Annotated in this window: 11 protein-coding genes; all 11 read left to right on the top strand. The window is 34.4% G+C overall.

Annotated features, from left to right (window positions below; genetic code table 11):
- The first annotated feature begins 3 nt into the window (after positions 1-3).
- The 11 genes from era (at position 4) to DW006_RS12070 (ending at position 11,435) form a co-directional block, all read left to right on the top strand.
- Positions 4-906: a GTPase Era gene (gene era / locus DW006_RS09410; RefSeq protein ID WP_022165700.1), complete on the top strand. Its 903-nt coding sequence runs from the start codon at positions 4-6 to the stop codon at positions 904-906.
- Positions 907-1,066: 160 nt separating this feature from the next.
- Entirely contained in the window at positions 1,067-1,252 is a 186-nt protein-coding gene (locus DW006_RS09405) for a hypothetical protein (RefSeq protein WP_022165701.1), read from the top strand.
- Positions 1,197-1,940 carry a DNA repair protein RecO gene (recO, locus tag DW006_RS09400; RefSeq protein WP_118000060.1) on the top strand — a complete coding sequence of 248 codons (744 nt, stop codon included), beginning with the start codon at positions 1,197-1,199 and terminating at the stop codon, positions 1,938-1,940. The genes DW006_RS09405 and recO overlap by 56 nt, the downstream gene beginning before the upstream one ends.
- A gap of 61 nt (positions 1,941-2,001) precedes the next feature.
- Positions 2,002-2,631 carry a hypothetical protein gene (locus DW006_RS09395; protein WP_118000058.1) on the top strand — a complete coding sequence of 210 codons (630 nt, stop codon included), beginning with the start codon at positions 2,002-2,004 and terminating at the stop codon, positions 2,629-2,631.
- A 57-nt stretch (positions 2,632-2,688) separates the two neighbouring features.
- Entirely contained in the window at positions 2,689-4,086 is a 1,398-nt protein-coding gene (locus DW006_RS09390) for a glycine--tRNA ligase (RefSeq protein ID WP_118000056.1), read from the top strand.
- Between the two features lie 600 nt (positions 4,087-4,686).
- A complete protein-coding gene (locus DW006_RS09385; protein WP_118000054.1) occupies positions 4,687-6,063 on the top strand; it encodes a glycoside hydrolase family 30 protein in 1,377 nt (458 codons plus the stop codon).
- 236 nt (positions 6,064-6,299) lie between these two features.
- Positions 6,300-8,927 carry a pyruvate, phosphate dikinase gene (gene ppdK / locus DW006_RS09380; protein ID WP_118000052.1) on the top strand — a complete coding sequence of 876 codons (2,628 nt, stop codon included), beginning with the start codon at positions 6,300-6,302 and terminating at the stop codon, positions 8,925-8,927.
- Between the two features lie 110 nt (positions 8,928-9,037).
- Positions 9,038-9,208 (top strand): hypothetical protein, encoded by a 171-nt coding sequence (locus tag DW006_RS12075; protein WP_158561108.1) that lies wholly within the window; start codon positions 9,038-9,040, stop codon positions 9,206-9,208.
- Entirely contained in the window at positions 9,205-10,032 is an 828-nt protein-coding gene (locus tag DW006_RS09370) for an N-acetylmuramoyl-L-alanine amidase (RefSeq protein WP_347475127.1), read from the top strand. Before DW006_RS12075 ends, DW006_RS09370 begins: the two co-directional genes overlap by 4 nt.
- A 534-nt stretch (positions 10,033-10,566) precedes the next feature.
- Entirely contained in the window at positions 10,567-11,019 is a 453-nt protein-coding gene (locus DW006_RS09365) for an NUDIX domain-containing protein (RefSeq protein WP_118000046.1), read from the top strand.
- Positions 11,020-11,267: 248 nt separating this feature from the next.
- Positions 11,268-11,435, top strand: coding sequence for a hypothetical protein (locus DW006_RS12070; protein ID WP_158561106.1), 168 nt, complete (start codon positions 11,268-11,270; stop codon positions 11,433-11,435).
- Positions 11,436-12,117 lie beyond the last annotated feature (682 nt).

The following is a 12,117-nucleotide window of genomic DNA, read 5'->3' as shown; positions in this document are numbered from 1 at the left end:
CAAATGGATAAGAATTTTAAATCAGGATTTGTTGCATTAATTGGTAGACCAAATGTAGGTAAGTCAACTTTAATGAATCAAATCATTGGACAAAAAATAGCAATTACATCAAAGAAACCACAGACAACAAGAAACAAAATTCAAACAGTTTATACATGTGATAAAGGGCAAATTGTTTTCTTGGACACACCGGGAATTCATAAGGCAAAAAATAAACTTGGTGAATACATGGTTAATGTGGCAGAAAAAACATTAAAAGAAGTTGATTTAATTATGTGGTTAGTTGAACCTGATACTTTTATTGGAGCAGGTGAACAGCACATTGCAGAACAGTTAAAGAACATTGACGTTCCTGTTATTTTAGTAATCAACAAAACAGATACAGTAAAGCAGGAAGAAATTCTTAAGTTTATTGATGCCTACAGAAAGATAATGGATTTTGATGAAATTATTCCGGCATCAGCTCTTAAAGGAAATAATGTGGATACAGTTATTGAGCAGATTTTTAAATATCTTCCTGAAGGACCAATGTATTACGATGAAGATACTGTTACAGACCAACCAATGAGACAGATTGTTGCCGAACTTATAAGAGAAAAAGCCCTTCATGCATTAGATGAAGAAATTCCACATGGTATAGCTGTAACAATTGAGCGAATGAAGAAAAGACGTCACAAGGACATTTATGATATTGAGGCAACTATCGTTTGCGAAAGAGATTCTCACAAGGGAATTATTATTGGCAAAAAAGGCAGCATGCTAAAGAAAATCGGCACAAATGCCAGATACGAAATTGAACAGCAGCTTGACATGAAAGTAAATTTACAACTTTGGGTAAAAGTCCGTAAAGACTGGCGTGACAGCGAATTGCTAATGAAAAATTATGGCTACAAGGAAGAAAGATAATTAAATAATGCATACAAAATCTTCTATTGTAAATCCTAACTATATAGATGCGGGTGTCAAAACACTGTGATTATAATTAAACGGATTGTTATGTGCAAAGCACTCTCATAATCCTATCTTTTGACACTATAATCATACAACTATTTACAGGGAGGATAAGATGGATAATTTAGAGAGTTGGAGAATGTTTGAATCCACAGGAAAAATAGATGATTATTTACAGTATGCTAAAGAGAAAAAAATTAATAAAGCAAGAGAAAATTTTATTTCAAAAATAGAAGGCGAAAGAAATGGTAGAGACAATAACAGCGGTAGGTATGGTGATTTCAGCGACACCTATAAGTGAATACGATAAAAGACTTGTAATACTCACAAAAGAGTTTGGTAAAATAACAGCTTTTGCAAGAGGTGCAAGAAAGCCTACAAGCCCATTTCTTGGTGGCAGTCAGCCAATGGCTTTTGGAGAGTTTACATTGTATAGAGGGAGAAATGCATATACAGTTACGGCAATGAAAATTAATGAGTATTTCAGCAACTCCATGAATGATATTGACAGTATGTATATGGGAATGTATTTTTTAGAACTTGCCGACTATTATGGAAGAGAAGGCATAGAGGCGAAAGATACATTAGAGCTTTTGTATATTGCAATGAAACAGCTAAGCAAAAAAGCCATTCCCATTGACCTGATTCGATGTATATATGAATTGCGTACGTTGGTTATTAACGGTGAGTATCCAAATGTTTTTAATTGTGGAAAATGCGGTAACACAGAAAATCTTGATTGCTTTGATTTGGAACACAATTCGGTAATTTGCAGTAATTGCCATGGCAAAATACGCAAAAACAAGATTCTTAATCCGTCAACTGTATATGCATTACAGTATATTGTAACAGCAAAAATAAATAAGCTTTTCTCATTTAATGTAAAAGAAGAAGTATTAGCGCAACTAAAACAGGTAATTGAGAGCTACATAAATAAGATAATTCATAAAAAATTTAATTCTTTAGAATTTCTGGAAAATTTATATTGAAATTAGTTCTCATAAAGTTTAAAATTACTATTTAGGTATGCAAAAATACAGGAGGGACATTATGAGATATATTTTAAAGAGGGTTTGTGCGTTGTCATTAGTGCTTGCCATGGCTTTAAGTTTTACAGCCTGTGGAAAAAAGGTTGGGGACATTAAGTTAGACAGTGGCGTTAATGCAATTTACATTGATGAGGATGGCGCAGTCAGTTACGGCGTAACAGAGAAGTTCGCTGACAAAGACTATGACAAAGATGCGCTTGAAAAATACATTAATGATGAAGTGAAAAAATACAACAGTAGTAGTACAGCATCAGTTGATGATGCTATTTCAGTGGATAAGTTTGAAGTTGAAGATAAAGAAGCTTATTTGATTTTAAAATTAGCTACGGTGTATGATTTTAATTCATATATACAGAATTACAACAAAGCAGAAGAGGGTACTTTTTATGCAGGAACAATTGAAGAGCGAGGTGACTGCAAAATAAAAGGTGAATTTACTTCTCCTGACAAAAAGGAAACATTAAAGGCAAAAGAAATCAAGAAAATGAGCAATGCCAACATTCTAATAGTAGATTCAAAATACAAAGTGGAAATTGGCAGTGATGTAAAATACATTAGCTCAAATTGCAATGTAGATGAAGATGGAATTGTAACAACTTCTGACAAGGAAAAGAGTTACATTGTATATTAAATGTTAATGTAAAGCTAAATGGCTTATAAACAATACATAAAAATGGAGGATTTTATAATGGAAAAGACAATGGATAAGATTGTAGCATTGGCAAAGAGTAGAGGATTTGTTTATCCGGGTTCAGAAATTTATGGAGGTTTAGCTAATACTTGGGATTATGGAAATCTTGGTGTTGAATTAAAAAACAACGTAAAGAGAGCCTGGTGGAAAAAATTCGTACAGGAAAATCCATACAACGTTGGTGTTGATTGTGCTATTCTTATGAACTCACAGACATGGGTAGCATCAGGACATTTAGGAAGTTTCTCTGATCCATTAATGGATTGTAAGGAATGTCACGAACGTTTTAGAGCAGACAAGTTAATTGAAGATTACATGGCAGACAACGGAATTGAAATTGAAGAATCAGTTGATGCATGGTCACATGAGCAGATGGCTTCATACATTGATGAAAATAATATTTGTTGTCCATCATGTGGAAAACATAATTTTACAGACATTAGAGAATTTAACCTTATGTTTAAAACATTCCAGGGTGTTACAGAAGATGCTAAGAATACAGTATATTTAAGACCTGAAACAGCTCAGGGTATATTTGTAAACTTCAAGAATGTACAGAGAACATCAAGAAAGAAAATTCCATTTGGTATTGGTCAGATTGGTAAGTCATTTAGAAACGAAATCACACCGGGTAACTTTACATTTAGAACAAGAGAATTCGAACAGATGGAACTTGAATTCTTCTGTGAACCTGATACAGATTTAGAATGGTTTGAATACTGGAGAGGTTTCTGTCGTGACTGGTTACTTAATCTTGGAATTAAGGAAGACGAAATGAGATTAAGAGACCATGAAAAAGAAGAATTATCATTCTACTCAAAGGCAACAACTGATATTGAATTCTTATTCCCATTTGGTTGGGGCGAACTTTGGGGTATTGCTGATAGAACTGATTATGATTTATCAAGACACATGGAAACTTCAAAAGAAGATTTAACATACTTTGATGATGAAAAGCATGAAAGATATGTGCCATACGTTATTGAACCATCACTTGGTGCAGACAGAGTAACATTAGCATTCCTTTGTGCAGCATACGATGAAGAAGAAATTGGAACACCTGAAAAGCCTGACACACGTACAGTTCTTCATTTTCATCCTGCAATTGCACCTGTTAAGATTGGAGTTCTTCCATTATCAAAGAAATTAAATGAAGGTGCAGAAAAAGTATTTGCTGAACTTAGCAAATATTACAACTGTGAATACGATGATAGAGGAGCTATCGGTAAGAGATATCGTCGTCAGGATGAAATCGGTACACCTTTCTGCGTAACATACGACTTTGATTCAGAAGAAGATGGAGCGGTTACAGTTCGTGACCGTGACACAATGGAACAGGAAAGAATTAAGATTGAAGATTTAAAAGCATACTTTGAAGAAAAGATGGCATTTTAAATAATAAGTCATAAAGAAAGTAAATGATAAATATCTTAAATATTGAAAAATAAATAGCTTAAATAATATTAAACGATAGAGAATACTAGATGATGTTTAATATTAAAGATAAAAATATTTAAGATATTAATATTAAAGATAACACTAGCAGAAGCAGACAGCTAATATCGAAACTGTTTAAGATTTTTTGAAATCAACAGTAAAGATATGGCTGTCTGTTTTTGTGTAGTGAAGAAATCTTTTTTTATTTTGCGTTATATCAAAAAGCTAATCACACAGGTGTGAAGCAACATAAAGAGAAAAATCAAAAATCCCATAAAATAGCATATTGAAACGATTTTATACAACTTTCATAAAAATAATAAAAATTATTTGTATAAATATTACAATATACATTTAGGGGTAAAATGTTATAATTTTTACAGGATTGTGATAGTGCAAAACTGTAACGATTCGCACGATTAGGATTAGAAGAATTACTCAATCTAATCAATACAGGGAAATTGAAAGAATACTTTGGAGTTACCTACTATACATGAAAATATGCTAATGCATAACATGCCGAAAGTTATGCATTTTATTACGAAATGAGGTAGTTTAATGGAACCAACAATCAAAATGATTCAGACAGTCCAAGGTGATGACGTAAAATGGAGAAACTTAGGTGAACAGGAATTAAGAGATTATTTTAGTTTCAGAATGGATACAGTTGTTGTAGACAGTAGCCAGGAGTTTCAGACACATTTAGGATTTGGAGGAGCGTTTACAGAAGCGGCAGCGTACGTTATGGAAAACGCAAGTGAAGAAGCACGAAAAGAAATTTTAAAAGCATATTTTAATAAGGAAACAGGTTTAGCTTACAATTTAGGAAGAACATCTATTAATGGATGTGACTTTTCATTAGAACCATATACATACGTAGAGGATGAAGATGTTGAACTTAAAACTTTCCATATGGAAAGAGAAGACAAATATGTAATTCCTTTCATAAAACAGGCAAGCGAAGAGGCAGGAGAAGACATTGGAATTCTCTGTGCTCCTTGGAGTCCACCAGCATTTATGAAAAACAATAAGGACATGAACCATGGTGGTAGACTTTTAAGAAAGTATTATGGAACATGGGCTAAGTATATGGTTAAGTATGTTAAGGGAATGCTTGACAGAGGAATTAATATTTTAACAATCAGTGTTCAAAATGAACCAGAGGCTAAACAGATATGGGCTTCATGTAAATATGATCCAACAGAGGAAGCAATGCTTGCTGTTGACTATATGTATGAAGAGTTGAAAAAAGAAGGTCTTGAAGAAAAAGTTAAGATTGTAATTTTAGATCATAACAGAGACATAATGTTTAGACGTGTTCGTGAAACATTGGCATATAAGAACGCAAAAGATATTATTTGGGGAATTGCTTACCATTGGTATGGCTCGGATAAATCTGAAATTCTTACAATGGCACACGAAATATATCCTAAGCAGCATCTTATTTTTACAGAAGGTTGTGTTGAATTAGTAAACAATTCAGGAAACACAAGCTCTAAGGCAGGGATAGGTGCTTGGAAACATGGTGAGATTTATGGTCACAACATGATAAATGATTTCAATAACTATACAGAAGGTTGGATTGACTGGAATCTTGTATTAGACGAAAAGGGTGGTCCTAACTATGTAGGAAATTATTGTGAAGCACCAATTATGTTAAATACAGAAACAAATGAAGTTATTTACAATATTTCATATTATTATATTGGACATTTTTCAAAATATATTAAGCCGGGAGCAAAAAGAATACTTTGTTTAAATGATTCAGACAAGGGAATTTATTCTGTTGCGTATAAGAATCCCAACGGACAGATTATTGTTGTAGTTCAAAATGAACTAAGCAAACGTCACAGACTTGCAGTGGCAGTGGATGGTAAGGGTATTAATACTGAAGTACCTGCACATTCAATTACAACATTTATAGTCGACAAATAATACGCAAAAACCCCTTATAACAAAGGAAAAAAGTGGAATTTTTTATTGACTATAAAAGTGCGTATGTTATAATTAACTTTAGGTGCAAATGCGCCCTTTTTCAGCCTGTAAATTTACACAGGAATATTATTAAAAAGACTGGGCGGCATCAAAAATAGAGTGTATGAGTTACTTATGATGGCCATATTCCATAGGACTCATGACATAAAATACTAATTAATTAGGAGGAAAGAAACATGGCAAACAAATGGGTATACCTTTTTAGCGAAGGTAATGCTAACATGCGTGAACTTCTTGGTGGTAAGGGTGCTAACCTTGCAGAAATGACAAGCTTAGGACTTCCAGTACCTCAGGGATTCACAATCACAACAGAAGCTTGTACTCAGTATTATGAGGACGGCAGAGAAATCAATGAAGAAATTCAGGGACAGATTAACGAATACATCGTTAAGATGGAAGAAATCACAGGAAAGAAATTCGGTGATAAGGAAAATCCTTTACTTGTTTCTGTTCGTTCAGGAGCTAGAGCTTCAATGCCAGGTATGATGGATACAATCCTTAACCTTGGTCTTAACGAGACAGTAGTAGAAGCTATTGCTGAAAAATCAGGAAATGCTCGTTGGGCTTGGGACTGCTACAGAAGATTCATTCAGATGTATTCAGACGTAGTTATGGAAGTTGGTAAGAAATACTTTGAAGAACTTATCGACAAAATGAAAGCTGACAGAGGTGTTAAGCAGGACGTTGAACTTACAGCAGAAGATTTACAGGAATTAGCTGGACAGTTCAAGGCAGAATATAAAGAAAAAATTGGCGAAGACTTCCCAGATGATCCTAAGGAACAGTTAATGGGTGCTGTTAAAGCCGTATTCCGTTCATGGGATAACCCACGTGCTAACGTTTACCGTCGTGACAACGATATCCCTTATTCATGGGGAACAGCTGTTAATGTACAGTCAATGGCATTTGGTAACATGGGTGATGACTGTGGTACAGGTGTTGCATTTACAAGAGATCCAGCAACTGGTGAAAAGAAGCTTATGGGTGAATTCTTAAAGAATGCTCAGGGTGAAGACGTTGTTGCCGGTGTTAGAACACCAATGCCAATCGCTCAGATGGAACAGGAATTCCCAGAAGCATTCGAAGAATTTGTAAAGGTTTGTGAAACACTTGAAAACCATTACAGAGATATGCAGGATATGGAATTCACAGTTGAAAATAGAAAATTATATATGTTACAGACAAGAAATGGTAAGAGAACAGCTCAGGCTGCTTTACAGATCGCTTGTGACCTTGTTGATGAAGGTATGAGAACTGAAGAAGAAGCTGTAGCTATGATCGATCCTAGAAACTTAGATACATTACTTCATCCACAGTTTGATGCTGCTGCTCTTAAGGCTGCTACACCAGCTGGTAAGGGACTTGGTGCTTCACCTGGTGCTGCTTGTGGTAAAGTTGTATTTACAGCAGATGATGCTGAAGCTTGGAATGCAAGAGGAGAAAAGGTTGTTTTAGTTCGTCTTGAAACATCTCCAGAAGACATTACAGGTATGAAGGCTTCACAGGGAATCTTAACAGTTCGTGGTGGTATGACATCTCACGCAGCCGTAGTTGCTCGTGGTATGGGTACTTGCTGTGTATCTGGTTGTGGAGATATCACAATGGATGAAGAAAACAAGAAATTCACATTAGCTGGAAAAGAATACCATGAAGGAGATTACATCTCAATCGATGGTTCAACAGGTAATATTTATGATGGTATCATTGAAACAGTTGATGCTACAATCGCTGGAACATTTGGACGTATCATGGGATGGGCTGACAAGTACAGAACTCTTAAGGTTAGAACAAATGCTGATACACCAGCAGATGCTAAGAAAGCTAGAGAACTTGGTGCAGAAGGTATCGGTCTTTGCCGTACAGAGCATATGTTCTTCGAAGAAGACAGAATTGCTGCATTTAGAGAAATGATTTGTTCTGATACAGTAGAAGAAAGAGAAGCAGCTCTTGAAAAGATTCTTCCATATCAGCAGGGAGACTTCGAAGCTTTATATGAAGCTCTTGAAGGATGTCCAGTAACAATCAGATTCTTAGATCCACCTCTTCATGAATTCGTACCTACAGAAGAAGCTGACATTAAGAAGTTAGCAGACGCTCAGGGCAAATCAGTAGAAGAAATCAAGGCTATCATTGATTCACTTCACGAATTCAACCCTATGATGGGACACAGAGGACTTCGTCTTGCAGTTACATATCCTGAAATTGCTAAGATGCAGACTAAGGCAGTTATCCGTGCAGCTATCAATGTTCAGAAGAAACATTCTGATTGGACAGTTAAGCCTGAAATCATGATTCCATTATCATGTGATGCTAAGGAATTAAAATATGTTAAGGATATCGTAGTAGCAACAGCTGATGCAGAAATCGCAGCAGCAGGTGCTGAACTTGAATATCAGGTTGGTACAATGATCGAAATCCCTAGAGCAGCATTAACAGCTGACGAAATCGCTAAGCAGGCAGACTTCTTCTGCTTCGGTACAAACGATTTAACACAGATGACATACGGATTCTCAAGAGATGATGCTGGTAAGTTCTTAGATGCTTACTATGATGCTAAGATCTTCGAAAACGATCCATTTGCTAAGTTAGATCAGGTTGGTGTTGGTAAGTTAATGGAAACAGCTATCAAGCTTGGTAAGCCAGTTAACCCTAACCTTCACGTAGGTATCTGTGGAGAACACGGTGGAGATCCATCTTCAGTAGAATTCTGTCATAAGATTGGTCTTGATTATGTATCATGTTCACCATTCCGTGTACCTATCGCAAGATTAGCAGCAGCTCAGGCAGCTATCGCTAACAAGTAATACACTGACAAGTGAAAAGAATATAATTACTTAAAATAATGAACTCCTGTATACCAGAAATGGTGTGCAGGAGTTTTTGTAAAAATAATATGATAAAGAGTGGTTCAAAAATGAAAACGAAAATCTACTATGAAAGTCAGACAAATTGGACAAAGGATGACTATTATTATTTACATCGTTACCTTCATAGGATGTTATTTTATTATGAAAAGTATTCGCAGGAAATAAGAATGTTAAATATAGAAAAAATGTCAGCAGAAACAAAGGTATTAATGTATTGAATAGTAAAAAGAATTATTATGTAAGAGTGAGAGGATACATCAAGAAGGGCAAGAAACAGTATTACTCAAACTGGAGTGCATGCGCAGAAAGAATTGTATGGAATTCTAAATGGGAGTTTGCAGGTTTCTCAAAGATACATACAGATTCAACAACATTGTATTTTTCGAATGTAGCAAAACCTAAAAACAAAACCGTGTGTATAAATGCCGGTCATGGAACTAAAGGTGGTGAAAGTGTTAAGACTTTGTGCCATCCTGATGGAAGTCCAAAAGTAACCGGTGGAAGCACTGCAGCAGGAGCCACAAAAGCTGCGTTAGTCAGTGGTGGAACAGTATTAAATGATGGAACAGCTGAATCAAAAGCAACCTTGAAAGTAGCAATGACAGTGAAAGAAAAACTTTTAAAGGCAGGTTACAATGTTTTGATGATAAGGGAAAGTGAAGATGCTCAGATAGACAACATTGGAAGAACTGTGTATGCAAATAATAACGCAGATTACCATATTGCTATACATTATGATTCCACATCATCAAACAAGGGTGCATTTTATATCGGTGTTCCAAACATTAAGTCATACAGAAATATGTATCCGGTTTCAAAAAATTGGAAAAAACATAATAAGTTGGGACAAAATCTTGTGTGGGGAATGAAAAAATCAGGAGTTAAAATATATGGAAGTGGATCAATGGCAATTGATTTAACTCAAACATCATATTCTACAATAGCATCTGTTGATTTGGAAGTGGGCGACAAGAAAAGCGACCATTCCAGTAAGGCATTGAAGAAGATTGCTGATGGAATTGTAAAGGGCATGAATAAATAGATGAAACCTCCAAAGTAGATAGGTAAAATAACCAAAATCTGCTTAGGAGGTATTTTTATATCTAGATTTTCTTATTTACTAGATTTTAGAGATATGATTGCTCAAGAGTATTTAAAGGAAGTTTTATTTTATTAGATAAAATGCTTGACTTTGCCCATAGGGCAGGGTTTATTATTTACACATAGATAGTTGCAACTTCTTAAAAATCAGTCTTGCACATATACTCACCGAAAGATTATTGTGCAAAATAAATAAGAAAGTGTAGAGAATATATGAACGAAGAAAAATTTGTTGAACGATAGGGCAAAAATGGTGCATCGTTCAACTATGTGCAGGTGGATGTGAAGGTAGGAGAGTTTATAGGGATTTGCACTCCGCAGATGAATATTGTCCATTTGTAAGAGGAGAAAAAATGGAAATAGAGTATCAATTAGGAACAAAGAAAGATTTGGTTCACTCAAATTATTTGTGTACTTTAATTGTAAGTATGTAAGTGGTAGCTATTATGCTACAAGTACAATATAAGAAAGGAAGATAAATAGATGGAAAAAAAATTTTTATGTAGCTGTTAAAGCATTAGTATGTTATGGAAGAAAGTTTTTGTTGATTAAACGTACTACAGAGGCAAGAGGAGATTATTATCATTGGGAATTCCCAGGAGGTAGATTAGAATTTGGAGAATCTCCGATGCAAGCCTTAAAAAGAGAAATAAATGAGGAAACAGGTCTTGAAGTTGAAAAGTTAATACTATTAAATGCATGGAATTCTTTTAAAGATGAATGCACAGAGATAATAGGATTAACTTATATATGTACAGCAAATGGAGATAATGTGATGCTTTCAAAAGAACATAGCGATTATGAATGGGTTACATATGAAGAAATGAACGATTACAATTTGGTGAAAGGTATGAGTAGACAATTGGAAGAATTGAATCGTAATTATATAAATAAGTATATAAACGATAATATTGGAAGGGGTTTATGAAATATATGTTAATAACTCAAAATAATAAGTCAAAGCCTTTGATAAATATAGATTATATTCATGTATTGTATAAATATTTGTTTCTACATGAGCAAATTTATCAATTGATAGAAATTACAAAGGATCATATAGAAAAATTTATTGTGTATTGGTTCCCAAGAGTCTATTTGGTTGAACGATAGGGAGAAAATGGTGCATCGTTCAACCAACAGAAGCAACAGTAATATTAAATCCTGATACAGGAGAAGTTGAAAAAAATAAATATACCTATCAATTTTTTTGATAATCTTAATGATTCTGATTATGAGATGATAGAATACAAAGTATCAGAGCATTTACAGGAAAAAGGATTTGACGAAAACTATGAGGCAACAGAAGAAGGAAAAATTTGTGAATCAATACTTGATATGTTATAGAAAGCATCTTGCAGATAATGGCAGGATGTTTTTTTGTGGGAAGGAGAAAATATGGTAAGAGATGATTATCATGTAATTGTGTATCAGATATTATCATATTTGTACCAATGTTTAAAAAAGGTGCTGTCATTGATAGTAAGAACTTTGAACACAACTGTAAGTACTTTCAAATCAATAAAGATTACTGGGTGTACATATTATACAATATGCAATGCGTAGGTAATGTCAGTACACCAGACAGCGTTTAGACACTCAGGATTAAACTGTTCATTAAGAATGTTATGAAGTTCACGGCTAAAGTCAGAGTCTTTTGTTGTGGCAATCCATGGTTTTGACCATTGTGCCCTGATGCCTCTACCTTTGCAGCAACCTCTGTATAGATGGCTTCGGTTAGTCTTTTCCCAGAATGCCTATGACTTAGTATTATCAAGTATTGTTTTTTTCAAAATTTAACATATTGAAATTCACTATTTTTCTTTCAACCATTTTTGGGATGTTGAAACGTTTAAAGTACCAAATATTGAACAAAAATATTTTATTACAAATTCTCTCTTTAAATCTTTAACTATTTTGGTTCTAAACTTTACTTGGGGGTAAAGTTTAGAGCCTTTATATTTTTACATAAAAAAATAGGCATAGACACCCAAATCCATTATAATTAAATCACCACAAAATAACACAA

This window comes from Eubacterium sp. AF36-5BH, assembly GCF_003460505.1.
In the GTDB taxonomy this organism is placed as follows: domain Bacteria; phylum Bacillota; class Clostridia; order Lachnospirales; family Lachnospiraceae; genus Eubacterium_G.
This window is presented reverse-complemented; position numbering and strand designations above follow the sequence as displayed.

Coding starts and splice junctions, on each gene's coding strand:
- recO (WP_118000060.1), top strand. CDS start 1,197: ATGGTAGAGACAATAACAGCGGTAGGTATGGTGATTTCAGCGACACCT.
- DW006_RS09390 (WP_118000056.1), top strand. CDS start 2,689: ATGGAAAAGACAATGGATAAGATTGTAGCATTGGCAAAGAGTAGAGGA.
- DW006_RS09385 (WP_118000054.1), top strand. CDS start 4,687: ATGGAACCAACAATCAAAATGATTCAGACAGTCCAAGGTGATGACGTA.
- era (WP_022165700.1), top strand. CDS start 4: ATGGATAAGAATTTTAAATCAGGATTTGTTGCATTAATTGGTAGACCA.
- DW006_RS12075 (WP_158561108.1), top strand. CDS start 9,038: ATGAAAACGAAAATCTACTATGAAAGTCAGACAAATTGGACAAAGGAT.
- DW006_RS09405 (WP_022165701.1), top strand. CDS start 1,067: ATGGATAATTTAGAGAGTTGGAGAATGTTTGAATCCACAGGAAAAATA.
- ppdK (WP_118000052.1), top strand. CDS start 6,300: ATGGCAAACAAATGGGTATACCTTTTTAGCGAAGGTAATGCTAACATG.
- DW006_RS09395 (WP_118000058.1), top strand. CDS start 2,002: ATGAGATATATTTTAAAGAGGGTTTGTGCGTTGTCATTAGTGCTTGCC.